Origin of the sequence: Streptomyces sp. NPDC126510, assembly GCF_040302345.1 — a bacterium.
Taxonomy (GTDB): domain Bacteria; phylum Actinomycetota; class Actinomycetes; order Streptomycetales; family Streptomycetaceae; genus Streptomyces.
Window position 1 is genome coordinate 1 of sequence record NZ_JBEORR010000039.1, and the last position, 25,402, is coordinate 25,402.

General features: G+C 69.3%; 30 protein-coding genes and 4 pseudogenes. 18 read left to right on the forward strand and 16 right to left on the reverse strand.

The features are described 5' to 3' along the window. The coding region (locus tag ABTX60_RS36705; protein ID WP_352101398.1) for a zinc-binding dehydrogenase at positions 1-128 on the forward strand (128 nt) is incomplete at its 5' end. A 625-nt stretch (positions 129-753) separates the two neighbouring features. Here ABTX60_RS36705 and ABTX60_RS36710 read toward each other — a convergent pair. Continuing rightward, on the reverse strand, positions 754-2,727 hold the full coding sequence (locus ABTX60_RS36710; RefSeq protein ID WP_352101329.1) for an oxidoreductase: 1,974 nt from the start codon (positions 2,725-2,727) through the stop codon (positions 754-756). Between the two features lie 403 nt (positions 2,728-3,130). Between ABTX60_RS36710 and ABTX60_RS36715 the strand changes: the two genes are divergently transcribed. Continuing rightward, positions 3,131-3,394, forward strand: coding sequence for a hypothetical protein (locus ABTX60_RS36715; RefSeq protein ID WP_352101330.1), 264 nt, complete (start codon positions 3,131-3,133; stop codon positions 3,392-3,394). Positions 3,395-3,533: 139 nt separating this feature from the next. On the opposite strand, the gene ABTX60_RS36720 is transcribed toward ABTX60_RS36715, so the two are convergent. The 3 genes from ABTX60_RS36720 to ABTX60_RS36730 all read right to left on the reverse strand — a co-directional run bounded on the left by ABTX60_RS36720 (position 3,534) and on the right by ABTX60_RS36730 (position 5,541). Further along, complete coding sequence (locus ABTX60_RS36720; protein WP_352101331.1) at positions 3,534-3,752, reverse strand: hypothetical protein; 219 nt, start codon at positions 3,750-3,752, stop codon at positions 3,534-3,536. Between the two features lie 566 nt (positions 3,753-4,318). After that, complete coding sequence (locus ABTX60_RS36725; RefSeq protein WP_352101332.1) at positions 4,319-5,251, reverse strand: anti-sigma factor RsbA family regulatory protein; 933 nt, start codon at positions 5,249-5,251, stop codon at positions 4,319-4,321. Then, positions 5,251-5,541, reverse strand: a complete 291-nt coding sequence (locus tag ABTX60_RS36730; protein WP_352101399.1) for an STAS domain-containing protein — start codon at positions 5,539-5,541, stop codon at positions 5,251-5,253. Before ABTX60_RS36730 ends, ABTX60_RS36725 begins: the two co-directional genes overlap by 1 nt. An 893-nt stretch (positions 5,542-6,434) precedes the next feature. Between ABTX60_RS36730 and ABTX60_RS36735 the strand changes: the two genes are divergently transcribed. The 4 genes from ABTX60_RS36735 to ABTX60_RS36750 all read left to right on the forward strand — a co-directional run bounded on the left by ABTX60_RS36735 (position 6,435) and on the right by ABTX60_RS36750 (position 8,454). Further along, on the forward strand, positions 6,435-6,836 hold the full coding sequence (locus ABTX60_RS36735) for a gas vesicle structural protein GvpA (RefSeq protein ID WP_352101333.1): 402 nt from the start codon (positions 6,435-6,437) through the stop codon (positions 6,834-6,836). Positions 6,837-6,838: 2 nt separating this feature from the next. After that, positions 6,839-7,627: a GvpL/GvpF family gas vesicle protein gene (locus ABTX60_RS36740; protein WP_352101334.1), complete on the forward strand. Its 789-nt coding sequence runs from the start codon at positions 6,839-6,841 to the stop codon at positions 7,625-7,627. A 111-nt stretch (positions 7,628-7,738) separates the two neighbouring features. Continuing rightward, positions 7,739-8,047 carry a hypothetical protein gene (locus ABTX60_RS36745; RefSeq protein WP_352101335.1) on the forward strand — a complete coding sequence of 103 codons (309 nt, stop codon included), beginning with the start codon at positions 7,739-7,741 and terminating at the stop codon, positions 8,045-8,047. 182 nt (positions 8,048-8,229) lie between these two features. Continuing rightward, a complete protein-coding gene (locus ABTX60_RS36750; RefSeq protein ID WP_352101336.1) occupies positions 8,230-8,454 on the forward strand; it encodes a hypothetical protein in 225 nt (74 codons plus the stop codon). A 139-nt stretch (positions 8,455-8,593) separates the two neighbouring features. Here ABTX60_RS36750 and ABTX60_RS36755 read toward each other — a convergent pair whose 3' ends face one another. After that, positions 8,594-9,040 carry an ATP-binding protein gene (locus ABTX60_RS36755; RefSeq protein ID WP_352101337.1) on the reverse strand — a complete coding sequence of 149 codons (447 nt, stop codon included), beginning with the start codon at positions 9,038-9,040 and terminating at the stop codon, positions 8,594-8,596. Between the two features lie 212 nt (positions 9,041-9,252). On the opposite strand from ABTX60_RS36755, the gene ABTX60_RS36760 reads away from it, so the two are divergent. Continuing rightward, a complete protein-coding gene (locus ABTX60_RS36760; protein ID WP_352101338.1) occupies positions 9,253-9,615 on the forward strand; it encodes an STAS domain-containing protein in 363 nt (120 codons plus the stop codon). A gap of 26 nt (positions 9,616-9,641) precedes the next feature. Here the strand turns inward: ABTX60_RS36760 and ABTX60_RS36765 are convergent, their stop codons facing one another. The 3 genes from ABTX60_RS36765 to ABTX60_RS36775 all read right to left on the reverse strand — a co-directional run bounded on the left by ABTX60_RS36765 (position 9,642) and on the right by ABTX60_RS36775 (position 11,814). Next, a complete protein-coding gene (locus tag ABTX60_RS36765) occupies positions 9,642-9,992 on the reverse strand; it encodes an ANTAR domain-containing protein (protein ID WP_352101339.1) in 351 nt (116 codons plus the stop codon). A 569-nt stretch (positions 9,993-10,561) separates the two neighbouring features. After that, entirely contained in the window at positions 10,562-10,765 is a 204-nt protein-coding gene (locus tag ABTX60_RS36770) for a cold-shock protein (protein ID WP_014670069.1), read from the reverse strand. Between the two features lie 578 nt (positions 10,766-11,343). Then, positions 11,344-11,814, reverse strand: coding sequence for an SPW repeat protein (locus ABTX60_RS36775; protein WP_352101340.1), 471 nt, complete (start codon positions 11,812-11,814; stop codon positions 11,344-11,346). Positions 11,815-12,301: 487 nt separating this feature from the next. Here ABTX60_RS36775 and ABTX60_RS36780 point away from each other — a divergent pair, with 487 nt between their 5' ends. The 3 genes and pseudogenes from ABTX60_RS36780 (at position 12,302) to ABTX60_RS36790 (ending at position 15,001) form a co-directional block, all read left to right on the forward strand. After that, entirely contained in the window at positions 12,302-13,471 is a 1,170-nt protein-coding gene (locus tag ABTX60_RS36780) for a PP2C family protein-serine/threonine phosphatase (RefSeq protein WP_352101341.1), read from the forward strand. Between the two features lie 63 nt (positions 13,472-13,534). Beyond that, positions 13,535-14,425: pseudogene (locus tag ABTX60_RS36785) on the forward strand (hypothetical protein); the annotation flags it as partial. A 42-nt stretch (positions 14,426-14,467) separates the two neighbouring features. Beyond that, positions 14,468-15,001, forward strand: coding sequence for a hemerythrin domain-containing protein (locus tag ABTX60_RS36790; RefSeq protein ID WP_352101400.1), 534 nt, complete (start codon positions 14,468-14,470; stop codon positions 14,999-15,001). On the opposite strand, the gene ABTX60_RS36795 is transcribed toward ABTX60_RS36790, so the two are convergent. Next, a complete protein-coding gene (locus ABTX60_RS36795) occupies positions 14,985-15,626 on the reverse strand; it encodes a hypothetical protein (protein WP_352101342.1) in 642 nt (213 codons plus the stop codon). The genes ABTX60_RS36790 and ABTX60_RS36795 overlap by 17 nt on opposite strands. A 224-nt stretch (positions 15,627-15,850) precedes the next feature. Continuing rightward, entirely contained in the window at positions 15,851-16,426 is a 576-nt protein-coding gene (locus ABTX60_RS36800) for a hemerythrin domain-containing protein (RefSeq protein ID WP_502992471.1), read from the reverse strand. 267 nt (positions 16,427-16,693) lie between these two features. Between ABTX60_RS36800 and ABTX60_RS36805 the strand changes: the two are divergent. The 5 genes and pseudogenes from ABTX60_RS36805 to ABTX60_RS36825 all read left to right on the forward strand — a co-directional run bounded on the left by ABTX60_RS36805 (position 16,694) and on the right by ABTX60_RS36825 (position 20,371). Further along, positions 16,694-18,356, forward strand: a pseudogene (locus tag ABTX60_RS36805) (RecQ family ATP-dependent DNA helicase). 186 nt (positions 18,357-18,542) lie between these two features. Then, positions 18,543-19,217 carry a hemerythrin domain-containing protein gene (locus ABTX60_RS36810; RefSeq protein ID WP_352101344.1) on the forward strand — a complete coding sequence of 225 codons (675 nt, stop codon included), beginning with the start codon at positions 18,543-18,545 and terminating at the stop codon, positions 19,215-19,217. Between the two features lie 83 nt (positions 19,218-19,300). Further along, complete coding sequence (locus ABTX60_RS36815) at positions 19,301-19,567, forward strand: hypothetical protein (protein WP_352101345.1); 267 nt, start codon at positions 19,301-19,303, stop codon at positions 19,565-19,567. Positions 19,568-19,586: 19 nt separating this feature from the next. Continuing rightward, a complete protein-coding gene (locus ABTX60_RS36820; RefSeq protein WP_502992466.1) occupies positions 19,587-19,736 on the forward strand; it encodes a DUF2243 domain-containing protein in 150 nt (49 codons plus the stop codon). A 101-nt stretch (positions 19,737-19,837) separates the two neighbouring features. Beyond that, positions 19,838-20,371: a hypothetical protein gene (locus ABTX60_RS36825; RefSeq protein ID WP_352101346.1), complete on the forward strand. Its 534-nt coding sequence runs from the start codon at positions 19,838-19,840 to the stop codon at positions 20,369-20,371. A gap of 208 nt (positions 20,372-20,579) precedes the next feature. Here ABTX60_RS36825 and ABTX60_RS36830 read toward each other — a convergent pair. The 3 genes and pseudogenes from ABTX60_RS36830 to ABTX60_RS36840 form a co-directional block, all read right to left on the reverse strand. Beyond that, positions 20,580-20,905 (reverse strand): annotated as a pseudogene (locus ABTX60_RS36830) (hypothetical protein); the annotation flags it as partial. 100 nt (positions 20,906-21,005) lie between these two features. Then, positions 21,006-21,740, reverse strand: a complete 735-nt coding sequence (locus tag ABTX60_RS36835) for a YqjF family protein (protein ID WP_352101347.1) — start codon at positions 21,738-21,740, stop codon at positions 21,006-21,008. Between the two features lie 125 nt (positions 21,741-21,865). After that, positions 21,866-22,123 carry a hypothetical protein gene (locus ABTX60_RS36840; RefSeq protein ID WP_352101348.1) on the reverse strand — a complete coding sequence of 86 codons (258 nt, stop codon included), beginning with the start codon at positions 22,121-22,123 and terminating at the stop codon, positions 21,866-21,868. Between the two features lie 208 nt (positions 22,124-22,331). Between ABTX60_RS36840 and ABTX60_RS36845 the strand changes: the two genes are divergently transcribed. The 3 genes and pseudogenes from ABTX60_RS36845 to ABTX60_RS36855 all read left to right on the forward strand — a co-directional run. Continuing rightward, entirely contained in the window at positions 22,332-23,312 is a 981-nt protein-coding gene (locus ABTX60_RS36845) for a Rieske (2Fe-2S) protein (protein ID WP_502992467.1), read from the forward strand. Continuing rightward, positions 23,287-23,889 (forward strand): DUF1360 domain-containing protein, encoded by a 603-nt coding sequence (locus tag ABTX60_RS36850; RefSeq protein ID WP_352101349.1) that lies wholly within the window; start codon positions 23,287-23,289, stop codon positions 23,887-23,889. Before ABTX60_RS36845 ends, ABTX60_RS36850 begins: the two co-directional genes overlap by 26 nt. A gap of 391 nt (positions 23,890-24,280) precedes the next feature. After that, positions 24,281-24,505: pseudogene (locus ABTX60_RS36855) on the forward strand (IS5/IS1182 family transposase); the annotation flags it as partial. 194 nt (positions 24,506-24,699) lie between these two features. Here ABTX60_RS36855 and ABTX60_RS36860 read toward each other — a convergent pair. From ABTX60_RS36860 to ABTX60_RS36870, 3 genes are read right to left on the reverse strand one after another with little or no spacing between them, the layout of a single operon-like run. After that, positions 24,700-24,855, reverse strand: coding sequence for a hypothetical protein (locus ABTX60_RS36860; protein ID WP_010059700.1), 156 nt, complete (start codon positions 24,853-24,855; stop codon positions 24,700-24,702). 48 nt (positions 24,856-24,903) lie between these two features. Continuing rightward, positions 24,904-25,269 (reverse strand): transposase, encoded by a 366-nt coding sequence (locus tag ABTX60_RS36865; protein ID WP_352101350.1) that lies wholly within the window; start codon positions 25,267-25,269, stop codon positions 24,904-24,906. Then, on the reverse strand, positions 25,233-25,400 hold the full coding sequence (locus ABTX60_RS36870) for a hypothetical protein (RefSeq protein ID WP_352101351.1): 168 nt from the start codon (positions 25,398-25,400) through the stop codon (positions 25,233-25,235). The genes ABTX60_RS36865 and ABTX60_RS36870 overlap by 37 nt, the downstream gene beginning before the upstream one ends. Positions 25,401-25,402 lie beyond the last annotated feature (2 nt).

Below are 25,402 nucleotides of genomic sequence, written 5' to 3' on the forward strand. Positions count from 1 at the left end.
CGCTCGCCGACGCCGGCAAGCTCACGGTCCACGTCGATCGCGTCCTGCCCCTGGCCGAGGCGGCCGAGGCGTTCCGCCTCAGCCAGACCCGGCGCATCCGGGGCAAGATCGTGCTCGACGTCGGCTGACCCGGCATGGCACGGGCCGGTGTCGCGGGAGCAGGACGCCGCGGCACCGGGCCGAGCGACCGCCGTACAACCCCCACAAGGTGGCCGCCAACATGCCGCCGCGCCGCGGCTGGGGCCTGCGCCCGAGCTCGTGGGCACCGATGTCCGCACCCAGGTGGCCTGCCCGGGGGTCGTGGCGACGGAGTTCAGCGACGGCTTGGCCGCAACGTCCCCTTCGCCATGAACGCCGCGGGTGTAGGTCAGGCCGGCCTGTCCGGTCTGCGGTTGGGCGAGGCGATCTTGCGTCCCCTGCCTGGAGGATCAGGGTGTCGCGCTCGACGCCCTCCTCTCCTTCGGGGCCGCGCACGCGCAGGTCGGTTCGGAGGACGGCCAGAAGCGGGTGCTGCTGGTCGGTGCCGTTCCAATACCTGGTCTCTGCGGCCGCCTCTCCGTTCGACAGTCCAGCACGCGGAAGGCGGTGTCGCCAGGACGATGGCCACGTTGACCCGGCCGGCGGCCCCGCGCCCGCCGGATTGCGGGGAGGTGCTGCTGTCGACCATGGCCTGCCGCGGGCCACAGTTGTTCTACCAGCACGCGCAGGGCGCAGGGTCTGCTGGTTCGCCGTGACGCCCCGGACGAGCACATGTCACAGCCGGCGCGCAACCCTGGTCGCCTCCAGCATCGCGTCGAGGATGCCCCGTGGAGCCACTGCGTCTCCGACAAGATGGGTTTCCCACGGCCCCGTCTTCAGTTGCTGGTACAGACCGTCGCGCGGCCGTGCCCCGTCGCTGAAGACGACCAGTTCCAGTCCTTCGATGCCGGTGGAGTGCCTCGTGTAGACCTGCTCGAGGTCCACAGTGAGCGAGTCGCCCGGCCGGATGGCGACGACATCCTGATCGGTGATGATCTCCACGCCCGCCCGGCAGAGGTTGTCGTACACCGGTTCCCGGGTGGACTTCTCTTCCATCTCGGCGATCATGTGATACGGGGTGAGGATGCTCACCCGGTGTCCGGCGACGGCCAGTGCGTGTGCTGCCAGGCCGGCCTCGGCGTTCCCGATGAGGTCGACCACGAGGCAGGATGCAGCCGTGTCCAGCTGCGGGGGGTGGGCGAACACGTCCTCGGCGCTGGTCACCCCCGGCAGGTCAGCGCCCGGGAGCTGTGGGATGTGCGGTGTGCTGCCGGTCGCGACGACGACGGCGTCGGGCTCGAGCTCGGCGACGACGGTCGCGTCGGCTTCGACGCCCGTACGCACTTCGACGCCGGCTTGGTGCGCCTGGCGCACCAGCCAGTCGATCGACTGGCCCCACTCAGGACGCATGGGCGCACGAGAGCTGATGGTCACGCGCCCGCCGAGGAACGGCCGGGCCTCCAGCAGGGTCACCTGGTGACCCCGCGAACTCGCCACCCGTGCGGCCTCCAGTCCGCCGGGCCCGCCGCCGATGACGACGACCCGACGGGACGCCCGGGCGGGTGCGATGTCCCTGAGTTCCTTCTCGCGTCCGATGACGGGGTTGTGCGTGCAGCCGGTGTACAGGCCCTGTGGCCCGCGGCCGACGCACCCCTGCTGCATCGCGACGCATGGCTTGACGTCCTGGAGGGCACCCGCGGCTACCTTGTTCGGCAGATGCGGGTCCGCGATCAGCGCTCTGGTCATGCCCACCAGGTCGCAGATGCCGTCGGCGATGAGACCGTCGGCGAACGCGGGGTCGCTCACCCTGCCCGTGTAGAGCACCGGCCGGTCGGTCGCCTTCCTCACCTCGGCGGCGTACTGGGCGTACACGCCCTGAGGAGCGTCGAACGCGGGGATCACCTTGCTTCCGATGCTCACCGGCTCCCCCGTCGCGCCCGCCACGCTGAAGTAGTCGAGACAGCCGAGCTGGTCGAGGTAGGCGACGATCTCCTTGGCACCGTCGATCCCCCTGCCCCCCGGAATCAGCTCGTCGCCGCTGATCCGCAGACCGACGACGAAACCACTGCCGACGGCTTCCCGCACGGATTCGATGACCTCGACACCGAAACGCATCCGGTTGACGAACGAACCCCCGTACTCGTCGTCACGCTGGTTGATCTCCGGCGACCAGAACTGGTCGATGAGGTGCCTGGCGTAGCCGGAGATCTCCGCGCCGTCGAACCCGGCACGCTGCAGGCGGCGGGCGGCCGCGGCGTACGCCGCCACGATCTCCCTGATCTCGTCGACCCGCAGGGCTCTCGGCACCGTACGGCTGACCTTCTCTGGAACGGGGGAGGGCGCCACCAACGCCTGCTCCGTCACCGATCCGTTGCCACGGCGGCCGCGGTGCGTTATCTGCGCCATCACCTTCGCACCCCAGCGGTGCATCTCCGCGGCGAACTTCTCGAAGCTCGGCAGCGAGGAGTCGTCCCAGTTCTTGACGGTGCCCCAGTCCTGATAGGGGGAGGAGGGGTGCACGGTCATGCTGCCGAAGCACTGGAGCAGGCCGGCGCCGCCGCGCGCCTTCTCTCTGTAGTAGTCGATGTAGTCGTCGGTGATGTAGCCATCTCGCGGGAAGCGTGTGGTGTGCGGTGTGCTCACGATGCGATTCCGCACGGTGAGGTTTCCGAGCTGGAACGGGCTGGTCAGGTGAGTCAAGCTGGACATGTCTCCGGGCCTTGTGCGCTGTTGTTCATCGGGTGGGTGTGAATCGCCTTGGCGATACAGGCGAGCACGTCCCCGGTGAGGACGAATGACGTGCCGATATGCGGATGGCGTCGTGAACGACGCGGATCAGGAGGCCGGCCCGGACTCAGGCGTCGGCCGGTGCGTCCCATCGAAGGCGGACGCTGACAACTAACCCGGTCCCGCTGTGTACCCCGGCGACCAGCGGACGGGGCGCCAGGCTTGAGGGTGGCCCACTGCCGCAGGACGGGGGCGCCTCGCCGACGAAGGCGGCTGACACACCCGTTGGGCGACCAGGAGCCCGCCCACCGGGACATACCGAGACTGCCACGAACGTGCCCCCTAAAGGCTCAACGTGCCAGAATGTGGCACGCTGTGCTGAATTGTGGAACGCACACTTAATGTGGCAGCCGAGTCGGCGCTGGTCAAGGTCAGGAACAAATCGACTATCCGCCGTTTCGGCAGCGCGACGAAGCCCTTCCGGCCGTCGCTGCGCTTGGCGATCGCCGATATCAGGTCCGGTGACGCGACGGTGCTCGATGATGCTGTGGGTGTAGTAGCCGTACGCCGGGAAGGGGCAGCCGGGGCGCCCCTGTTGATAGCAGTGACCATTACCGCCCGGCAGCAGGCCGAGAGCGTTCGACTGTGACCTGCCATTGCGACCGTTGATGTTCGTGCCGCTGTCCAGCCCGCCTCACCCGCCATCACGACACGGAGGCACTCGCCCGGGCCGTCGTCCTACGGCTGCATGTCCGGTGAGGGCACCGTGTCCCTTCTCTCCGGCGGACTCAGTGGACGACTCCATGACCGGATCCTGGCCGAGAGAGACCTGACAGCGAAGTGATGCGCCGATAGCTGATCTCGACCTCCACCGCCCTGCGCACCAGCGGTTTCAACTCAGCCTCACAGGCCAAGAGCTCTTCGAGGAGCCGTACCCGGCGCTGCGCGACGGGCCGAAGCGCCTCTTCCGCCTGCGCTCGCAGCATGGCGGGCGTCACGTCTTCCATCACACACGCCCCCTTACGCCTGCGGCTGTCCGAGTTCGGCGCGGATCTGGGGGAGCGCCTTGGTGCCGAGCAGTTCGATGCCGTGGAGGAAGTCGCGGTGCGACAGCACGAGCTCGAGACCAACCACTACGCTCAACACCAGTCTCAACCGGCGGCTGGAGTCAACGCATAAAGCCTCCACCGATCCCGGAGCGGTTCAACCTCCTCCTGCCCCATATACCAACAAGCTCCCCCTTTCTGCTCCACCAGTGCCTTCGCGTCACAGAGGTACCCCCAGCCGAACCTGGCGGCCGCTCCCACGCAGTGATCACCGTACGTATCCAAGGGACCCCCAGATCCCCCTCGTACTCCTCAACTCCAGCTGCCTACCGCCAGCGAGCCGTGTAGCCCTGATCTAGCGATCTGACGATTCTGCTGCGCCAGCGTAGTGACCCCGCCGTACTCAGGATTGGTGGACGCTCGCTGGCCGGCCGGGGCCGGCGCTGCCTGGAACGTCAATCGTTGCGGCGTGAAAGCAGAAGTGGGGCGGGCGGCCACTCAGACAGGGTGGCCGCCCACGCGCGCTGTCACAAGCTGAGGTAGAAGCGCAGGGCCGTGCCGTCGTCGCCGGTGTGCACGCGCACAAGATCGGCCACGTAGTGGACCAGCATCAGGCCCCGGCCGCCCAGCTGGCCGTGCGCCGGCGGGCGGCGGCCGGCCAGCGGATCGGCCAGCCGGCCCGCATCGCGGACCTCACACACCAGCTGCCCCTGCTCGGCCCAGACCGCGAGTGTCCCGCGGCCTCCGCCGTGGACCACGCTGTTGGTCGTCAGCTCCGCGACCGCCAGCTCCACATCCATCAGCCGGTCCCCGGCCAGGCCCAGCCGCATCGCCTGAGCGAGAGCGAACTGACGGACCGCCGGAAGATCCTCACCACCGTAGGAGAAGGCCGCGGCGTCCGGTGCAGGCACAAGCGCCTGGTTGTACCGGTCGACGACCGCCTGCCAGTCGTAGGCGTCGCTGACCGACTCACGTCCATCCCCGCTGATGAGGGTCGGGTGAGTAACCCGCGCATCAGCGATCACCTGCGGATCCAGCCGCACCTCGTCGTAGGGGCACAGGATCGTCACCGCCCGGCCCTCGAACGCGGCGTTGATCAGCGCCTCGTGCTGCGCGCACGCCGGGTACTCCACCGCGCTGCGCCCGGCCCAGATCGGCTCGCCGATGATCCGCACACGCCCCTTCGGGTGGGCGTCGGCGAATCCGCGCAGCACCTTGGGGATGATCCGCCCCGGGTTGCGGCCGGCCTCGGTCATGTCCAGGAACAGGATGCCCTCGGCGTCCCCGCCCAGACCTGCCTTGATCAGCTCCAGGTTGGGGCCGGGCACCGCCACGGCCATCGGCTCGCCGTTGGTCAGCCCCTCGCGCAGGAAGGCCACCGTCTGCTGCGTGTACTCCTGCTCGGTGCGGTAGAACAGGGCAGGGTGCACGAATGCCTCACGGGTGGTCACCGTGCTCATCACCGAGCCACCTCGATCCGGTCCAGGCCCGGCCAGAACATCTCCAAAACCCGCGGCAGCTGCGGCGGGGGATTCTCGACCACAACCCTCCCGTCGGGCAGGTTCATGGCGGTGACCGCCAGCGCGGTTACCCCGGCCACGTCGACGAAGGCCACATCCGACAGCTCCACGTACGACACGCCCGCGTGCCGCCGGGCCAGCTCGGACAGGGCCTGCTCCCACGACGGGCGCGTGAGGGCGCTGATCTCACCACGGGCACGTATCCCGGAACGACCGGGCAACGGGCTCACCTCCAACGCGGCCCTCCCAGGCAGCGCCGGGGCGGGCCCGCCCACCACATGTGGGGCATCCACTCTCGGGCTCCTTCACAATCAAGCCGCCTGCCGACCGGCCCGGCACAGGCAGAGGAAAAGCTCCTCCCGACGGGGCAGTCTATCCGGGCGGCAGACCGGCCTGGTTCTGTAAGCAGGTGGTGATTCGTCCCAGTGGGGTTGGGATGCAAGCCCCCGCGGCCCGTCACCGATCGCAGTCCCCTCCCCGCAGCGCCGCACGAACCATGCAGACACTGCCCGCGTCCGATCTCGCCACCGTCGGGCAAGGACGGGCTGTGCCGTCACGCGCCGCCCTCACGCGGCCCGGCCAGGGCGCGGGCAGCCATGGCCTGCCGTGCTTGCTGCTCCTCCCGCTCCCGGCGCACCAGTGCGCGGGCCCGGCAGGACCCTGCCCGCATCCAGATCCCGGAGCACCACCCGATGCAACGAGGCCCACGAAGGCATCTCTCCCCACGCCTGTGGTGCCGCGCGGCCATGAGATCGACAGCAGGGTCCGGCTGAGGCAGTTCGGCCGGCTCGTCTCCAGCAACGACGGCGTCGACCAGCTGTTCCAGAGCGTGAGCGTATCGGTCGTGATCCACGCTGGCGGACGCACCTCGAGAGGTGTCGACCAACCGTGGCCGGGAGTGATCACCGTGCGGCCAGACCCATGGCCGGCTCCACGGCTGCTCGCACGTGTGTTTGGCCATGATGGCCGGGGGCTACTCGCTGCGGGAAGCATGTCTCGCCGCTGGGAAGCCCATGGTGACCGGCGGGAGCGAACACCTTGGGCTTCCATACGGGAACTGGGGTGCGCGCGTGGACAGGGCCCGCACGGGCGGGACCCCAGAGATGGCAAGGGGCTGGTCGACATGACCGTGGCAACGCAGCAGGGGGGCGGCGGCGGAGGCTCCAGTGGCCTCTACGACGTCCTGGAGCTCGTCTTGGACCGGGGGCTGGTGATCGACGCGTTCGTGCGGGTCTCCCTGGTCGGCATCGAAATACTCAAGATCGACGTACGAGTCGTGGTGGCCAGCGTCGACACCTATCTGCGCTTCGCCGAGGCGTGCAACCGCCTCGACCTGGAGGCGGGCCCGCGCAAGCCGGCCGGCCTGACCGAACTCACCGGAAAGCTCACCGAATCCGGCGCCAGCGGCAAGACCAAGGGAGCACTGTCCGGTGCCGCCGAGACGATCTCCGACGCCTTCCAGCAGGCCCGTGATGAGGAGCGCCAGAAGCAGGGCGCCCGCCCCGAGCGCCGCCGGGAAGAATAGCCATGAGCACCTACGTCTACGGGATCACCCATACCTCGCACCCTTCTCTCCCCGAGGAAGTGGACGGCGTCGGTGATCCGCCGCGTCCGGTGCGTGTCCTGCGCCAGGGCGAGCTGGCCGCGATCGTCAGCGACGCCCCCGAGGAGCTGCGGCCCAAGCGGCGTGACCTGCTGGCCCACCAGCGAGTGCTGGACGCAGCCGGAGAAGGCGGCGTGGTCCTGCCGATACGGTTCGCAAGCATCTCGCCGGACGATTCGGCGGTGACTACCGTGCTCGCCGAGCGTGCGGACCACCTGCTGGAGCGGCTGCGGGTGCTGGGCGGCAAGACGGAGTACAACCTCAAGGCCAGCCACGACGAAGAGGCCGTGCTGCGCCTGGTGGTGGCGGGCAACGACGAGATCCGGTCCCTGGCAAAAGCGCACCGGGAAGCCGGTGGCGGCGCGCATGAGGACAAGGTCCGTCTCGGGGAGATGGTGGCTGGCGCGCTTCAGGCGCGCGAAGCAGCAGACGCCGAGCTGCTACAGCAGGAACTGGGGACGGCGGTTGAGGCGGTCAGCGCCGGACCGCCGAGCACCGGCTGGCTGGCCAACCTCTCCTTCCTCATCGACAGCAGCTCAGCAGAACAGTTCTTGGCCGCGGTCGATCAAGTCCGTCGGCAGCATCCGCACCTGGAGCTCCGCGTCAACGGCCCGCTACCGCCCTACAGCTTCGTCGACGTTCCGGGACAGCACGCCGAGGGCAGCACCGCGGAGGCATTCAAAGCGGCCGCGCATCAACCCACGAACCGGTGAACCTCGCCCCTCTTCGCGGCTGACGCTGCAGGACGGGCCTGTTGCACAGGGTCGCCGGCCTCGCTCCACCACGACAGCGCCAGGGGCTCATCACCGACGGGAGGAAGAGCCATGACGACCGTGGTCACTGCTGCACCTCCACGCGACAGAAGAACGATCATGACCGAGCTCATGTACCTACTCGGCAGCCCTTGTGTCCGCTGCGAAGAGGACCTTCCACCCAGCGGCATCCCTTGCGACACCGGCACCGAGACGCAGCGCATGCTCTGCCCCGATCACTTCCACAATGCCGCGGCCGAACACTTCACTCTCCGAGGCAACGCCGACCCCGCCCCGGCCGCCGACGAGGCGCTTTCCCAGGGCCTGCACGCCGTGTCCCTCCCCTGCAAATCACCTGAACGGAGCAGTACAGACCGCTGACATCCTCAGCGCCTGTGCCGGCAGGCGCGCGTGCAGCCTGATGGCATGATCGTCCTTCTTGTGGGCAGGCGACCGGTGTGTCGTGCCCCCCGGCTGAGCTCGTGTCCCGGGTGAGCTCTTGCCTGGACCAGGCCGACTTTCACGTGCTGGGTGACGCGGACAGCGGAGTTCCGGGGCTGCGTGTGACCGAGGTGCCCGCGGGCGCTTTGGTCAGCTGGACGGCCTCGGACGGGTTCACCGCGCTCTCCCGTGACCAGGCAGGCCTGGCAGCAAGCGACGACAGCATGAAAGTGATCGTGCACACCGCAGTAGCCGGGCTGCTGGTCCAGCTCGGCCACACCGTCACCGAAACACCCGATGGCGATGGCCTGGTGGTGCTCGCCGAAGCGGTCCCTCCCACGGGGTAGCAAGGGCAGCCAAGGGTCGACCCGCCCGACGCACTGGGACACCGACGGTGTGTGAGAGGCGTAGCCGGCGTGGCCCCCCTGCAGCCCACCGCTTCACTGCAGGCCGTAATGCAAGGCATTAGGGCGGAAGCGCTGCCTGCTAGTGAGGGCGGCGTCCGGTGACGTCCCCGCCCGGGTCGTCGGGCAGGGCGATGCGGGCGGTGATGCGTTTGCCGACCGGCTCCCGCTGGACCCCGAAGCCCTGGGCGACGGCCATGACGATCTCCAGGCCGTGCTGGCCCACTCTGCCCGCATCAGCGGCCCGGGCCACCGGCAGCACAGGGTCGCTGTCCCACACGACCACTTCCACCAGGTCCCCGGCGATGCGCAGCTTCATCAGCACCGGCCCGGGAGCGTACTTGCGGGCGTTGGTGACCAGCTCGCTGACCACCAGCTGCGTCAGGTCCATCGCACGAGCGGACACCGGAAGGCCGTGCTCAGCCTGCACTCGGGCGAGGAAGTCCACCGCGCGGTGGCGAGCCTCGGCGATGCAGGAATCGTCGCCGTCCAGGGCGACGGTGTCCTGTATCGGAGGGGCGTCAGGCATCACGCTTTCCTCACCATCGGGGACTGATTCCGCCGGATCCACCCTATTTCCCCCGTTCACCCGCCTGCGCGTACCCCGGACTTTCCCTCACATGCCCCGTGAGCTCGGTTACGCAAAGGCCCGAACGGGTGTTCACCGTAGTATCTGGGCAGGCTGCCAACGCACAGCGTCGGGGGCCCTGAGCCCCATCAGCGAGCGCAGTCGAGGAATCGGTGTCAGACACTCACGGAGCAGCCCGGCCCGGCCTGTCGATCGACCGCACCACAGTCGACGGCGTCCGGGTGGTCGCCCTGCGCGGCGAGATCGACCAAACCGTCAAGAACGAGCTCACCGAGGCCCTGCTGTCCTACGGCAGCGTGACGATGCCGCGGACCGTGGTGGACCTCAGCGGCGTGGCCTTCATGGACTCCAGCGGCATCAACGTCCTCATCGGCGCCCACCAGGCAATGAGTGACGCTCAAGGATGGCTGCGTATCGCCGGCGCCCAGACATCGGTGGTGCGGGTCCTTGAACTCGTCGGCCTGGACCAGGTCATCGGCTGCCATCCCACCATCGAGCAGGCCCTGACCGCCTGACTCGCGCGGCGCCCGGCCACGGCGTCCTACCGGGCTTCCGCGTCCGGGCCGTTCTGCTGGCGGGAGCGCCGCAGCACGGCCGCGCCCAGTTCCTGACCCACCGGCCCCGGCAGCGGCCGCCCCAGCGCCCAGGCGATCACGGTCTCAGCCACCGTGTGCAGCTTGGTGTTGGTGTGCTGGGAGACCTCACGCAGCACCTCGAATCCGGCGGCCGGCGCAAGCCGGTGGATCGCAGTGAGAACACCGATGGCCTGGTCGACCGTCGCATGGGAGTCGACGGCGCGCCGCAGCTGCGCGTTCTCCTGCTCCAGGCGGGCGTTCGTGGCGTCGTCACGTGTGCCGTCGGGCAAGGGCCGCGGCACGCGGGAGGTCGTCATGCTGGTCTCCATACAGGGGCAAGGCGTTCTGTACGCCTGCCCCCTACCGCGACACCAAGACACCCTCCGTGCGACGTGAAGATCACACGGGACGAGAGGCCCTTCGCCGAGCCGGGAAGGCGAAGAGCTCCTAGGGCTGTGTTCCCAACCCTCGTCCTGCCGGGTGGCCACCGCCTCCGCGTTCCCTCACGGAACGGTCAGGCGAGGGACGGGCAGCCAAGACGGGACCCGCAGGTCGGCCAGCGGCACCGCTAGGACGGTGATCTCGTGCAGGAAAGGCGAGGGATCGGGCGCCCCTCTGCCCTCTTGCACGCGGCGGCGGGGTCGCGCGCCGTCCTGTGCCCAGGTGCCACTCGTTGGCGCAGCATGACTCGGCGGGGCACTGGCACCCTTGGGCGTGTTCTTCCTGCAAGCTCGACCTCCTTCCTTGGCTGGTGTGGTGACCTCTGGGACTGGGCTCGTTGGGGCACGCGAGACACCGATCGGCTCTGGCCCGCTGACCACTGCGGCAGACCGTAAGGGCCCGGCGTCCCGAAGCCGGGATGCCGGGCCCCTACCGGGGCGCGCGATCAGGCGGGGCGGATATTCTCCGCCTGCGGGCCCTTCTGGCCCTGCGTGACGTCGAACTCCACCTTCTGGCCCTCCTGCAGCTCGCGATAACCCTGGCTGGCGATGTTGGAGTAGTGGGCGAAGACGTCGGGGCCGCCGCCCTCCTGCTCGATGAAGCCGAAGCCCTTCTCGCTGTTGAACCACTTCACTGTGCCCTTGGCCATGACTGTCTCCTATGAGGGAAACCGGGCACGCACCCTGCGCGACCGGGAGGTGATCGCCCTGGTCCGGAGAGGCGCTGAACAGCAAGAACGCCCGTGATGGCGATCACGGGCGAACGGAACTTCGGAACCACGACTGCTGATCACAACGCTATAACGGCATGACGGAAGCCGCTAGCGAAAACGCGCCAGCATCCGGCCCGGAACGAAGCGCCCATAGACACCTCGGTCACCTGCAGCCCCGGATCCCACTGTCGGCGTCGCCCAGCAGCTGGAAGCCGGCCTGGACCAGGCAAGAGCTCACCCGGGACACAAGTTCAGCCGGGGCGCACGACACGCCGGCCGCCTTCCGGCGAGAAGCACGATCATGCCACCGGCCTGCACAGGCACCTGTTCGGACGGCGGGAGGACGCGGTGGACCCCGGACGACGGCAACCGGCGGATGAGTCACGGGTGGCCCGGCTGTACACACTGACGGCTCCCGTCCTGCGAAAAGGAAGGGCAGAGCACTCACAACGGGGCGGCTCCCGGTGGCGCGGTAGGGGTAGGGGTAGGCGCCATGATCTCCGGATCGAGCTCGATCACCTGGGCGGGGATGAGCGATCGCCGGACGACTGATCCACCGGGCGGGCGGCTGCGGCCGCCATAATGGCCAGCAGGAGCGCGATCACGCCGACGATGATGTTGTTGACTATGGTCCTGGTGGTACTGACGTCTCCTGCTACAACCCAGGGCGCAAAGATCGTCCACACGCTGAGTGCGCAAGCGGCCCACGCCATGCTGTGCGAGCGCTCGTATGCCCGGCCAAAGCCACCGCTCATGATCACGGCGTATGCGATGCCGACGATCAAGTTGTTGACGGACAGGGTGGAAAAGCCGTTGAAACCCGCGATCCACGGTGAGGCCGCCAGGTAAAGGCCTGTGATCAGGGCCATCGCCTCGACGGCCTGCGCCCTCGGAGTACTCGCGACACGCTCGGCCATCTCGTGTCGACTGCGCATGGCGAGGATGTCGGGGTGCGTTTCCATGTCCGACCGGGGATGCGTTGCCATTATGGCCTCCGATTTGCCCGTTATGTGTATTACGTGAAGGCGGGTACCCCTCAGGGGCGGGGTAACCATCGCAGACCTGCCTGCGCCCTCAGGACGCCACTGACCGAGGTGGCCCTCGGAGCACCCTCGTCAGTCCTGAGGGTCTCGCTGCGGCGTCGGATCCGATGAGGCGGCCTCCGACGGGCACTCAGACTGCGAGGCGCCCGGGACGCCGTCCCGCGCGCGGACGGAAGGTCGCGTGCGCGGGGAGCTTCCATCCCGCCTTCCGTCGACCTGGACGGCGCCAAGGCTTGTCCCGTGATGATTTTTCCTCCGCATCCCATGTCCGCCGACGCACCGGCCGCACGATCGCCCACGAACGCCGCCTGACGGATGGGGGACGTGCTCGCACCGATCTGAAAGGCCACCCTGGCCAGGCAAAATGGGCAAAATATGTGAGGCTGCGCAGACTCGGGGAAGAAGGTGCGGCAACCGACAGGAGGTTGCTGTGAAGGGTGGAGATCTGGAACTGGGCGAGTTGCTGGCCGCTGCGGAAGCGGCCCCGCCCGGGGAGTCCGTCGACGTGGTGGCACACGACCTGCAGAAGCGGTTCGGTGCCGAGGCCGTGTCCTTCCTTTTCGTCGACCTCATCGGCCAGCGGCTGGTACGCCTCGCCGCGACCGGTGACAAGGCCGCCGACCCGGGCGAGCCGATCGATCTGCAGGGCAGCGTCTACGACAGCGTTCTGCAGAGCCAGCGCCAGAATGTGGAACCGGACGGCCAGGGCGGACGACGCGTCATCACGCCCGTCACCAACCGCGGCGACTGCATCGGCGTCCTGGAAGTGAGCCTGCAGTCCGCAGACGACACCGTGCTGCGCCAGGTCCGCCACGCGGCCCACGCGCTGGCCTACATCATCGTGACGGACCGCCGCTTCACCGATCTGTACCACCAGGGCCGGCGCACCACCGAGACCAGCCTGGCGGCGGAGATCCAGCACCAGTTGCTTCCCTCGGCCTCCTGCTGCGAGGCGGCCCAGTTCACTCTGGCCGCCGGACTGATCCCGGCTGACGACATCGGTGGCGACACCTACGACTACACGCTCGACCGCGACACTCTGCACCTGTCGATCACCGATGCCATGGGCCACGACACGAACTCTGCTCTGTTGGCCACCTTGCTGGTCGGCGCGCTGCGGCGGGCACGTCGCAGCGGCTGTGACGCCCTCAAGCAGGCCAGCCACGCCCACGAGGCCCTGCTGAGCCACAGCCGCGGCCTGGCCACCGGACAGTTGCTCTGCGTCGACCTCGAAACGGGGCTGTGCGAACTGGTCAACGCCGGCCACCCCCGGCCCTTGCTGCTGCGTGACGACGCCGTCGAAGAGGTGAAACTCGCCGTCAACCTGCCCTTCGGTGTGGCGGCACCCACCACCTACCGCCTGCAGGAACTGCTCCTGAGACCCGGGGACCGCCTGGTCCTGCTCACCGACGGAATGCAGGAACGCGGTGCCGCGGCCGTCGACCTGGCCTCGGTCATTTACGACACCCGCGCGCTGCACCCGCGAGAAGCCGTCCGGACCCTGACCGCCGCGGTGCTCGACGCCTGCCACGGCAACCTCAAGGACGACGCCACAGTCCTGATACTGGACTGGCACAGCAATCGCAGTCGGCCGGCCTGATCGAGGCCCCGACCCCGCAGCAGTGACGGGCCTACTCCTGAGTCCCTACTGGGAGCGGTCCCTTTGGAAGCGATCCTCTTCAGCCACCAGCTCGCCCGGAACACGGCCGACCCGGAGGTCAAGGGGCAGCTGGCACGGACCCGCTACATCGAGGCGCAGCAGCAGAAGGTCGTGAACTGGCTGCTGCCGGGCGTCTCCTCGGTCCTGGAGACGACGATCGCCTACGAGCAGGTGGCCGTGGACCTCACGGCATGGGTCGCGCGCATGGAGCCGGACCCCTATCTGAAGCAGGCGTACCAGTTCGGTGTCCTGGAGGACTTCGACCACCTGTACCGGTACGCCAACCTCTACGAGATGATCGAGCACCGCAAGGCGGAGTCGATCGTCGACAACCTCACCGAGGTCATGCCGGGCCGGCCCACCCGGTACCACCACCGCGATCCGGTCGACAACGTCCGCGACCCCTACGACAAGGACGCCACGAACCCCCTGTCGAAGCTTCACGCGCTGACGATCTTGTCGGCGGAGCAGCAGACCATGAACTTCTACATGAACACCGGCCCCACCTACATGGAGCCGATCGCCCGTCAGCTCTACCAGGAGATCGGCCTCATCGACGAGGAGCACGTCACCCACTACGAGTCCCTCGTGGACCCGGGCGAGACGTGGTGGGAGCAGCTCGTCAACCACGAGTACAACGAGTGCTACCTCTATTACTCCTTCATGGAGCAGGAAAGCGACCCGAAGGTGAAGGCGATCTGGGAGCTCCACCTGAACATGGAGCTGGAGCACCTGCACACCGCATGCGACCTGATGCGCCGCCACGACGGACGCGAACCGCAGGAAGTCCTGGCGCCCGAGCTGCCCAACGTGCTCACCTTCGAGCCGAACAAGCAGTACCTGCGCGAACTGCTGGATACTCAGATGGATCTCACGACCCTCGGCGCGGGCTACGCACCCGGTCGCTCGGCGGGGCCTCGCCGCCGTGGCGATGTAGTGGCTCTGCTGATGCGTCAGCACGGCGACATCCGCAACCTCTTCGACGAGGTCGAGCAGAGCCGGGGTGAGGAACGCCGGGACGCTTTCCGTCGCCTCGTACGCCTGCTGGCCGTGCACGAGACCGCCGAAGAAGAGGTCGTCCACCCCTTCGTCCGCAGGGCGGTCGAGGGTGGCGAGCAAGTCGTCAGGGATCGCCTGGCGGAGGAGAAGTCGGCGAAGGAGACGCTGGCGGTCCTGGACGACATGGACACCGATGACCCCAAGTTCATGCCCCGGCTGATGCAGCTGCGCACCGAGGTGCAGGAGCACGCACGGGCGGAGGAACGCTACGAGTTCGCTCACATCCGCCGCAGCACCGACGTCACCAACCTCGCCGCCATGGCCAAGGCCGTCAAAGCCGCCGAGGCGATGGCTCCCACCCGGCCGCACCCCGGTGCCGAGTCGGCCACCGCCAACGTGGCCCTCGGTCCGGTGGCCGCACTCATGGACCGCACGAGAGACGCCGTCCGCAAGGTCATGGGAAAGAGCTGACATAACAGGGAGTCGTCAAGTCGCCGACCTCAAGATCGCCAAGGGGGTACGAGACCAGTCTCCAGGGGTTCCGCCGGTAAGGCGCCGAACGCGACAGCAGCCGCGTCACGAGACAGGGCTGCAACGGGCCCGTCTCAGAAGTGAGTCTCTGGGCCACCACCGAGCGATCGAAGCATGGGGCATCCGGGCGGAATAGTGCTCGGCGTCGGCGGCGGCGGGTGATGGTTTGCCGCGAAGTGGGTGGAGCACTCGGGCACCGCGAGACCTTGCCCGCTTCCAGCAGCGCCTTCGCTTCACGCAGGGAACGGCGCAGATCCTGACGCGGATCCTGGCCCGTGAGCCGTGCGGGCACGGAGGAGGCATCCGACGGCACGTCTTTCAAGCGCACCGCCACTTCGGTGGCCCGGTCGCCGGGTGCGGGGCGGATCCGCGTCCGGATCCTGTCGCCGTACTCCTGCAGCGGCGTCGGCAGCTTGTCGGCCTGAATGTCGGCAGGTGAACGGTTGATCGTCACCGTGAGCCAGCGGTCCGCGGCGGCCGGACCTGCCGTCGAGCGCCGTAGGGCGACGAACGCGCCCGCGGTGAGTCCCGCGGCGGCTGCCCACAGTGATCTCCGGAGCGTCATGGAAGATCACATCCTCGAATGTCCATGCGCGTGCGCGTGGTCGTGGGGGCCTTCTCCCTCGTAGCGCGTCGCGGTGCGCGGCGAGTACCCCCACTCAGGCGCAATCTCCCCGATGTCCGATGCTCACGTCATGCCGATCCGCCGGCTGTCGTCCGTGTCAGGGACTGGCGCGACGCTGAGCTGCTCAGGCGCGGGCCGGGGTGGACCACTCTGTTCCGACCTGATCAGCTGTCCTTGCCCATCGCCTTACGGACGGCGTCACGAGCCCGGTCGATCACGGCTGCCACGGGTCCGACGGCGACATTCTCCGCCGCCGTCTCCACTCCCGGATGCGGGCGGGTGGGCGCCATGGCCTCGGCAGCACGGACAGCCGTGGCCATCATGGCAAGCTGCTGCGCTCCGGCCTTCTCGCGCAGCCCGGGGAACTCGTACTGTTCCTCCGAAGCCGCGTGCTGGAGCACGTCCGCGCGCAGTTCCCGCAAGGCGGGCATGAACCCGGGGTCGTCGGGGTCCATGTCATCGAGCCGGCTCAGCTTCTCCTTCGCGGCCCTCTCCTCCTCGAGACGGTCGTCGACCACCTGCTCACCGTCCTCCAGGAGACGGCGGACCGAGGGGTGGACCACTTCCTCCTCGGCGGTCTCGTGGACCGCCAGAAGGCGGACGAGCCTGCGGAATGCCTCCGCCCGGTCGTCGGCAGTCGCGTTCTCGACCTCGGCGAAGAGATCACGGATGTGGTTGTGCTGCTGCTTCAGCAGCGCCACGACGTCGTCGTTCTCGCCGGCCTCGTCGAGGTGGGGCATGGCGTCGGTCAAGAGATCTCCCTTGGAGTGCAGTCCCGCAGCTGCGTCGGCCCGTTGACAGCGGGCAGCTGGGCTTCGTCCAGGTTCTCCCTGGTGACGGGCGGCCGCGACCGCGCGGGGCCGAACGGCGCAGGTGATCACCCAGACTGAGCAGCCGGGATCTCGGCCTCGCACGGCTGCCGCGCGCCGCTGCGCATCGCGGTCGGTCACGGGGGGGGGGACCCGGGCCGGGCCTCAGGGGTGCCGGGCCGTGAAGGGGGCGTCGCAATGAGCCTGCAAGACCGGATCGCCGAGCTGCGCCGCGTCGCCCGGGAACGGTTCGGGTGGAGCGACCCGTCCGCCGAGCAGACGGAGGCGATGGCGGCACTGATCGACGGCCACGACGTGCTGGTCGTCATGCCCACCGGTTCCGGCAAGTCGGCGATCTATCAGGTGCCGACCGTCATGCTCGGTGGTCCCGCTGTCGTGGTGTCGCCGCTGGTCGCCCTGCAGCGCGACCAGGTCGCCGGCCTGCGGGAGAGCGCGGCACCGGACGCCGTGGCCGTGAACTCCGCACAGCCCCGGTCGGCCACCAAAAGGGGCTGGCGGGCGATCCGGGACGGTGATGCCGAATGCCTGTTCTTGTCCCCCGAGCAGTTGACCAAAGACAGTGTCGTGGAACAGCTGCGGGAAGTGGGCCCTTCGCTGTTCGTCGTCGACGAGGCCCACTGCGTCTCCGCCTGGGGACACGATTTCCGTCCCGACTACCTGAACCTGGGCGAGGCCGCCGAACGGCTGGGCCGCCCGCCGGTACTCGCTCTGACGGCGACGGCCGCGGCCCCGGACAGGGCGGACATCGTCGAGCACCTGACCATGCGCGAGGCCACACGTCGTGACGACCGGGATCGACCGGCCCACCATCCATCTGGCGGTGCGCGTCCTCACCGACGACCCAGCAAAACGCGAGGCGATCGCACGCTGGACGGCCCAGGCTTGCGCCCCCGGCATCCTCTACGCCGCTACCCGCAAGGACGCCGAGACGTACGCGGGGCGGCTCCGGCAGGACGGAGTGGATGCCGAGGCGTACCACGCGGGCACGAAGGCAGCCGACCGCCGCCGGATCCACGACGGCTTCCTGGCCGGCGCTCCCGCCGTAATGATGGCCATCTCCGCGTTCAGGATGGGCATCGACGGGGCGGACGTACGGTTCGTCGCCCACGCGTCCGTCCCGGATTCGCAGGACTCCTACTACCAGGAAGTCGGACGCGCCCGCCGGGACGGGGAGCCGGCCCGCGCGGTGCTGTTCCACCGACCCGAGGACCTGGGACTGCAGAAGTTCCTCACGGCCCGAACTCTGGGCGCCGACGCACTGCGCCGGATCATGACCACGCTGCGCGGCCAGGACGCCCCGCAGAGCCGTAGCCGGACGGCGCAGTTGTGCGGCCTGTCGCGCCGGAAGACCAGCGATCTGCTGAACCTGCCGGAAGAGGCGGGAGCGGTGACCCTCGAGGGCAGGCGCCGTGCGGTCCGGGCTCTGCCCGGCCGCGCGGCGGACGAGGCCGCCGAAGCGGCGGCACGGGTGTTCGAGCGGCGGCGCCGCGTCGACCGCTCGCGCATCGAGATGATGCGCGGCTACGCCGAGACGCCCACCTGCCGCCGCCAGTACCTTCTGGGCTACTTCGGCGAGCAACTGGACGCACCGTGCGGGCGGTGCGACGTGTGCGACCGCGAGGACGAGCACCCCGCCACCGGGGCCGGGTATCCGGACGCCGCTCCCCCGCCCGGGCACGGGCCCTATGAGACGAACGACCGGGTGCGCCACGCGGAGCGGGGTGTGAGCACCGTGAAGTGCACGGAGGGGGACCGCCTCGTCGTGCTGTTCGAGCAGGTCGGGTACAAGACGCTGTCCCTGACAGCAGTACTGGAGGGCGACTTGCTGACCGGCACCTGACGCACCCGGCGACCAGGCCGGGCCGGGCCGTGACGGGGCCGTGACCGGACCGAGCAGCAGCAGCAGCAGCAGGGTGAAAACACCACAAACGTTGCGCCGCGCCGCGTCGGGGTACCCGCCACCGACACTGTCGGCAGCCGCTGGGGCGGACGAGCGTTGCGGCCGGTCTGCGCAGAGGAGAGATCCATGCCCGAGACGATCAAAGAGCAGACGGTTGAGCAACTGGGCGGCTCGGGCAGCGTGCTGGTCCGGCAACGCCGTGATCATGCCGAGATGGACAGGTTGATGGACCGCTATCAGACCCTGGTGGACGGCGAGGACCGCGAACGGGTCCTGCAGGAGACCGTCCAGCTGGTCTTCAGCCACGCCTTCGCCGAGGAGACCGTGCTGTGGCCGGCCGTCCGGCGCTCGGTCGAGGACGGGTACGAGTTGACCTCGCGGGTCGAGGAGGAACACCAGCAGATCAACGATCTTGTCGCCGACATCGAACGCCTGAGTCCGGGTTCTCCTGAGCGTGAGAAGAAGGTACGGCGGGCCTTCGCGCTGATACGGCAGGACATCCGCGACGAGGAGGACCTCGTGCTGCCCCGGCTGCAAGAAGCGCTGCCCGCTGCGCAGCTGCGCCGGCTTGGCACGGCATGGGAGACGGTGCGACGCAGCGCGCCCACCCACCCACACCCCGTCATCCCGCGGCGCCCGCCCGGCAACGCGGTCCTGGGTGTGCCGCTCGGTCTCTACGACCGGATGCGCGACGCCTTCGGACTGAGCACGTCCATGGCTGCTGTCAAGAAGGTGTTCACCGGGCTCGCCGGGGTCCTGGTGCTGGTCGCGGCCGTCGCGATGCGCCGCAAACGACGTTGAACCAACTGGGTGCGGCGCCGAGTGCCGAGGGCAGCGCGGGCAGACCGTCGGCGTCGCCACGCATCTTCTGATCGGGAGGCATCATGTCCGTGTGGTCATGGGCCCGCGAACACCTGGGGGGTCGCACGACCGAGCCCTCCGCAGAGGTCCGTTCGGGTCGGTCGCAGGACACGGGCGGTAAGCCGGACACCGAGGCGGCGGACCGGCACAGCACGACGGGCACGACGCCCAACGACGTCTTCGTGGGCCGGGTCGCGGGCGACGACCCCGGCTACCTGGAGACGGGCGCCGAAAAGCGCGTCGAACCGGACACCGGAGAGGGCGACGAGACCACGACATCGACGACGTAGGCGGCAGGAAGGAAGAGCCATGGGTGATTCCGTCCGGTCCAACACCGCACCGGGCACCGGCTCCACGTCCCGCAGGTCCATGGCCGTCTGCGCGCTGATCGGTGCGGCGGTCATGGCCTCGGTCGACGAGATCCTCTTCCATCAGGTCCTGAGGTGGCTCCACTTCTAGGATCGTTCCACCTCCGGCGTGGGCCTGCTGTCCGAGGGCCGGGACGCCGACCGCCGCGTCACCGGTGGGTGAAGGCGGTCGTACCGGGTACTCGCCAGGGCATGATCAAGCGCGCACTGTGGCAGGGACTGCTCGCCGGTACCGCCGGAGGCGTCGTGATGACTCTCGGCGAGAAGATCGAGCAGGCCGTCACCGGCCGGCCCGACTCCCATGTGCCCGCGCGGGTCCTGCAGCGGCTGACCGGCCTGCCCGAACGACCCGGCCCCCAGCCGGCACCGGTCAACTGGGGCATGCACTACGGCCAGGCCGCCCTCCTCGGGGTGCTCCGTTCGGTCATGGCCCAGGCCGGACTGCGCGGACCGGTCGCCTCCGCCAAGTTCGCCGTCGTCCGCCTCACCAACGACCAGATCCTGGAGAACGCGACCGGCGTCGGCGCCCCACCGCAGACCTGGCCCCGCAAGGAACTCGTCGTGGACCTGCTCCACAAGGCCGTTTACGCCTTCGCCACCGGTGCCGTCGCCGACGCCCTGGCCGCCCGCGGCGGCCAGGGCCCCGGACAGCGCCACGCCGCCGCCCGCCCCGGCCGCCACGCCCACGTCGGCCCCCCGCCCCGTAGGCATACCGACGGGGCATGAATCCGGCGGTCGTCATCTGCAGCCACACGTCGGTCTTCGGGCCGAAGACCCACTCGAAGCTGCGCAGGTGCAGCAGGGGCCACAGTCCGCCCACGATATTGAAGGCACCATGCGCGACCGCGAGCCTGTGGGCGGGCTCCCGCACTCCGGTTCTACTCAAGGGACATCCCTCCGTAGGTTCCGGCCGGGTACCCCTGCCCAGGCGCCCTCACTCCGGGCCGAGTTCGACCGTCGTCGTGACCCGGGTGACGGAGGGGTTCCTCGGCGCCGAACCGAACCCGAAGCGCACGGGCGGCTCGACGGGTGCCATCGCCCCGAGGTCCGCGCACTCCGAGACGGCACGGCTCGGCAGCAGGTCCCGTGCGCCGTAACACTCCCGGCGGCCCGCCCGCTACTGCCGCGCACGCCCGGCAGCAGCGGGCGGGCGGGCCGGTCCGTCAGCACGCTCCATGCCGGACGGCGGGCGAGCGCGCCGGGCACGGTCCGCAGCGCGAAGCCCAGAAGCCCTCGCCGACCGGTGGTGAAACGCAGGTCGTGGCCATCCGTGTGCCGGAGGCGGCGCCCATGCCCGCGATCCAGCCGTCCAAGCGCACGCGGGCGGCGCGTGACGGCACCGGAACGCCGTCGAGGGGAGTCAGGAAAGCTGGGACACACGCTCCGGGACGCACGGCCTGGAGAGTCCGAGCCGTACATGCCTGACTCCTTCCGAGAAGTGCACCAGGGGCTCACCGAGGGGGGCTTCCCGGAGGCCCGCCGCGGCGGTCAGCGTCTCCTCCAGTACATCGACACCGGCGCCGGCCAGCGGCCACGGCTCGTGCTCGACGGGGGTCTCCCAGAGCATGCCGAGCCTGCGGGTGTACGCCCGCCAGCGCGAGGTCAGCCACACGTCCCGCTCCGTCGGATCGGTCGGGTCGCCAGGCCGGACGACCAGGCGGTAGGAGGCGTCACCGATCCATCGGGAACCGGAGTACGAGAAGGTGTCCCCGTCCGTGGACACGCGGAGGGTGCCCGGGTTGTACGGTGCGCCGATGGCGCGGGCCGCCACCATCGGGGGGAAGGCGACCTCGATGGACAGGAACCAGAGCCCGTCCCGGCCGTCACGGTGCCGTACGTACGTGCGCAGGTTGGTCTCCGCGAACGTCGGCAGGCCGGGCAGCGAGGCGGGAACACCGGGTGGTCGCACGTCCGCCATGACAAAGGGAGTGAGCCCCACCCAGGCGGCACCCTCGTACTCGTCCACGACCAGTCCCCCGGGCAGGAGCGCCTGGACGGCGTCAGGCCGGAACGGCCAGTGGACGAACGTCTGCGTCAGCCAGCCCGCCCGCAGCGCCGGCAGGCGCACCCGCTGCTCTGCCCCGTATGCCACCACCGGCGTCGGGTCCCCCGCGCACGATCGAAGAAACACACGGGGCCCGGCACCGCGGGCGGAGCGGCGCCGGCCAGATCATGAAGAGGGCCGGGACGCCGGGCGTCGGGCGAAACGCCTCGCCCGGCTCAGGGAAGGTAGTAGGTCTGCCGCAGGAACGCGGCGGTGTCCCGCAGGGCCTGGGTATAGCCCGACTTATAGCGCGCGTCCGTGTCGGTGCGCCGGCTTTCGGCCTCCGCCCACTGGTCGAGGTGGAGGGCGATGTCGAGGTGGTTGCGGTAGAGCGTGCCCTGTTCGCCGTCGAGGGCCGCTCGTGTGCGCTCCTCGTCCCAGTCCTCCAGCTCGCCGGTATCGAAATCCAGCAGTTCCCCATCAGGCCGCTGCACGGCTTCCTCCTTCGTTTCCTGCAGGCCGAGGACGAGCAGCCCGGTCGTCTTTCCCAGGTACCCGTCATCGGATCCCAGTCGCGTCTGGTGACCGGCTTCGCCGTCGCTGCGGGTCCTCGCCCGCCTGCTCTTGACGTGGGGCCGTGGTCGGGGTCATCCGGCCTGGTCGGCCGTTTGCGGGTAGGCGCAGGTGGGGACCCGGCTGCGCATGACCACGACGCCACGCCGTCGCATGCGGCCGAACCGGGTCCTGTGGCTGCTGGACCGCCTGGAAAGGGAGCCCCGGGCCGATGCGGTGATCGACGCGATCGGCCGGGGTGTGCGTGCCCTGCCGCTCGGTCGCGGCCGGGACGCGCTGCACGGAAGGTGGCTGGGCCACCCCATGCATCCCCTGATGGTGCAGGTGCCGATCGGCAGCTGGCTGTCCGCGGCCCTGCTCGATCTACGGCCCGGCCGCTCCCGTGAAGCAGAAGTGCTTATCGGCGTCGGCCTGACCGCCGCCGCCCCCGCGGCCCTGGCAGGCTGGATCGACTGGGCGGTACTGCACCGCCAGCAACAACGCGTCGGCCTGGTGCACGCCCTGAGCAACGTGACAGCCGTCGCGCTGTACGCCACCTCACTCACCTGCCGCCTCAGGGGACGCCACGCGGCCGGCCGAGCCTACGGCCTGCTGGGACTGACGGCGGTCGGAGTCGGCGGCATGCTGGGCGGCCACCTCGCCTACCGTCAGGCATCCGGCGCCAACCACGCCGAAGAGGTGCCGCACGTGGTCACGGAGGGCTGGCACCGGATCGGCACCGTGGACGAGTTCCCGGCCGGCCGGCCCGTGCGGCGCAGTGTGGACGACGTACCGGTCCTGGTCGTGCGCGAACCCGGCGGCAGCGTCCACGCTCTGGCCGACCGGTGCAGCCACCTCGCCGGACCGCTGTCCGAGGGCACGATCGCCGACGGATGCGTCCAGTGCCCCTGGCACGGAAGCGTCTTCCGCCTGGCCGACGGCTGGAACGTACGCGGCCCCGCCACCGCTCCCCAGCCCGCCTTCGACACTCGGATCACCGACGGCCACGTCGAGATACGCCTGCGCCAGGACGACCGGGCGGAGCACACGGAAAACAGCCGGGAGACAGAGCGGCAACCGGGCGCAGCGGAGGAGGGCGTGACCTATGGATCCCCTGGCCACCACGCCTGACAACAAGGCTGAGACCACCGGTGACGCCGTAGCTGACAAGACGGCTGACAACCGCCTCGCACCCCGCCTGCGCGCGCTTGCCCGGCGCACCGGACGACAGTACTCCGCAGGGCACGACCGGCCGCTGGGCGGCTATCTCGCGGCCATGACGGGATTCGGGGCGTACACGGCGGCCTGGGCCACGGCGGTACGGCTGCGCGGGAGCCCCCTGCCCGACCGGCCCCAGCCCTGGGACGTAGTCCTGACCTCGGTCGCCACGTTCCGACTCAGCAGGCTCCTGAGCAAGGCGTCCGTCACCAGTCCGCTGCGCGCGCCCTTCACGCGGTACGTCGGACCCCAGGGCCCCGCCGAGCTGCACGAGGAGGCGGAGCCGGAGGGCGGCAGAGACACCGTCGGCGAGCTGGTGACCTGCCCGTTCTGCACGAGCGTCTGGGTGGTGTCCACCCTGGCCGCCGGCCAGTTGCTGTGGCCGCGGGCCACCCGGACCGCCATGGGCGCGCTCGCGGCACTGGCCGGCGCGGACGCACTGCAACTGGCGTACGGCGCACTGGTGAGTCGGACCACCGGGGACGACTGACCTGGCCCGCGGAGTACCGGAGTACAACGGTGCCCACGCCGGCCGCTGCACTCCGTCACAACCTCTGTGCCTAGAGGCCCCGCCGAGCTCCGGCGGGGCTTCGTCGTGTCATGGAGCCCGTATGGCGGGGGCCTACAGGAAAGTGGACCGCAATGCGGCAAAGGCGTTGAGCTTTGCAGGAGTGAAGGCTGCGACTTGGTTGGTCGCGAAGAGTCCCGGGTCGGATGCTGCGCGTCGGCCGTAAGACGCGTGTCGTCACTGCGCCCTTGCTTGGGGTGCGCGAGAGAGGAGAACCCGAGTGCGATGGTGCTCACGGCGGACAAGAAACCCCATGTACTCAGAGGCCCCGCCGGGCCGCACCTGCGGGGCTTCTCGTCGCATGCCGCTGTCGACTCTCGCGGAGGCGGCCCGTACGGCATCGACCAAGGCATTCGTGCTGTTGGACGGCACCCCGCTGCCCATCGACCGCATCGCCGCCGACCGGCCCTTCTCCGGAAAGCACAAGAAACACGGGATGAACGTGCAGTTCCTGGTCTATCCGTCCGGCCGGCTGCTGTTGGCCCCCGCAGCCAGGGGCTGCGCTCGACGACCAGCGGGCAGGGCCCGGCCTCAGGGCAAACTCATCGCCAACGAGACGGGGCGGGGTCGGCGCATGGCCCCGCCCACGGGGTTCCCAACTGTCTTTCTGGCCGGGCTCTCACCTCGTCCCGGCCTCGAGTGGTCCCGAAGCTCCTCACGGTGTGGACTTTCGACGCAGAGGGAGTCATGGACACGTCACTCGTCGCAGAGAGTTGGTGAGGCGCCCTGACTTTAGAAGAAGTGCTTGCGTCCACCGACCGCGCGACCGGTCGCACCCAGGATCCACAAGATGGCGCCAACCAGAATGAGGATGCCACCGATCGTCGTCAGCAGACCCATGCCGACAAGCAGGCCGATGATCAGCAGAATAAGCCCAAGAATGATCATTTTTAACCCCATCGTCAGTTCCGGCTCAAGCGCGTGTGCGTATGAGCTTCACAAGGGCCCGAGTTCGTCCCTTGGTGGGTGGATCCCGACTAGTTCCGAACGCCAGGACCTCGGTGCGATAGCCCTTGTGCCCGGCGACACGGTGTTCACGCCCTCCTTCGAAACTTCGTTCAGTACGCCATCTCCTCGACCGTCCTCTGCTCCGGAAGGTCCTTCCACCCCGATGCGGTGCAAGGCCGCGTTCGCCTGACGGTCGCCGCCGTGGTCGAGCCGACGCGTGCGCCGCCGGCCCGACGAATACACGATGGGGCTGACTCCAGACAGGGCGGCGAAGGACGCCTCGGAGTTCAGCCGCTCGGGATTGTCCCCCACGGTGATCAGGAGAGTGACGGCGCTGTCCGGACCGACACCCACCGGTACGAGTAGCTGTGGGGCATGATGTCGACGAGCCGGGTCAGGCGTTGGTTCAGCTCATCGATCTGTCCGGTGAGCTGCTCGATGCGCTGGGCCAGCAGGCTCAGGGTGATGTGAGTGGCCTGAACCACGG

Bases quoted from the DNA above. Each gene is read 5' to 3' on its own strand.
- ABTX60_RS36710 (WP_352101329.1), bottom strand. From the start codon at position 2,727: ATGTCCAGCTTGACTCACCTGACCAGCCCGTTCCAGCTCGGAAACCTC.
- ABTX60_RS36745 (WP_352101335.1), top strand. From the start codon at position 7,739: ATGACGACCGTGGTCACTGCTGCACCTCCACGCGACAGAAGAACGATC.
- ABTX60_RS36725 (WP_352101332.1), bottom strand. From the start codon at position 5,251: ATGAGCACGGTGACCACCCGTGAGGCATTCGTGCACCCTGCCCTGTTC.
- ABTX60_RS36795 (WP_352101342.1), bottom strand. From the start codon at position 15,626: ATGACGCTCCGGAGATCACTGTGGGCAGCCGCCGCGGGACTCACCGCG.
- ABTX60_RS36720 (WP_352101331.1), bottom strand. From the start codon at position 3,752: ATGGAAGACGTGACGCCCGCCATGCTGCGAGCGCAGGCGGAAGAGGCG.
- ABTX60_RS36775 (WP_352101340.1), bottom strand. From the start codon at position 11,814: ATGGCAACGCATCCCCGGTCGGACATGGAAACGCACCCCGACATCCTC.
- ABTX60_RS36820 (WP_502992466.1), top strand. From the start codon at position 19,587: ATGGGTGATTCCGTCCGGTCCAACACCGCACCGGGCACCGGCTCCACG.
- ABTX60_RS36740 (WP_352101334.1), top strand. From the start codon at position 6,839: ATGAGCACCTACGTCTACGGGATCACCCATACCTCGCACCCTTCTCTC.
- ABTX60_RS36845 (WP_502992467.1), top strand. From the start codon at position 22,332: ATGACCACGACGCCACGCCGTCGCATGCGGCCGAACCGGGTCCTGTGG.
- ABTX60_RS36755 (WP_352101337.1), bottom strand. From the start codon at position 9,040: ATGCCTGACGCCCCTCCGATACAGGACACCGTCGCCCTGGACGGCGAC.
- ABTX60_RS36825 (WP_352101346.1), top strand. From the start codon at position 19,838: ATGATCAAGCGCGCACTGTGGCAGGGACTGCTCGCCGGTACCGCCGGA.
- ABTX60_RS36735 (WP_352101333.1), top strand. From the start codon at position 6,435: ATGACCGTGGCAACGCAGCAGGGGGGCGGCGGCGGAGGCTCCAGTGGC.
- ABTX60_RS36860 (WP_010059700.1), bottom strand. From the start codon at position 24,855: ATGATCATTCTTGGGCTTATTCTGCTGATCATCGGCCTGCTTGTCGGC.
- ABTX60_RS36850 (WP_352101349.1), top strand. From the start codon at position 23,287: ATGGATCCCCTGGCCACCACGCCTGACAACAAGGCTGAGACCACCGGT.
- ABTX60_RS36800 (WP_502992471.1), bottom strand. From the start codon at position 16,426: ATGCCCCACCTCGACGAGGCCGGCGAGAACGACGACGTCGTGGCGCTG.
- ABTX60_RS36815 (WP_352101345.1), top strand. From the start codon at position 19,301: ATGTCCGTGTGGTCATGGGCCCGCGAACACCTGGGGGGTCGCACGACC.
- ABTX60_RS36765 (WP_352101339.1), bottom strand. From the start codon at position 9,992: ATGACGACCTCCCGCGTGCCGCGGCCCTTGCCCGACGGCACACGTGAC.
- ABTX60_RS36770 (WP_014670069.1), bottom strand. From the start codon at position 10,765: ATGGCCAAGGGCACAGTGAAGTGGTTCAACAGCGAGAAGGGCTTCGGC.
- ABTX60_RS36810 (WP_352101344.1), top strand. From the start codon at position 18,543: ATGCCCGAGACGATCAAAGAGCAGACGGTTGAGCAACTGGGCGGCTCG.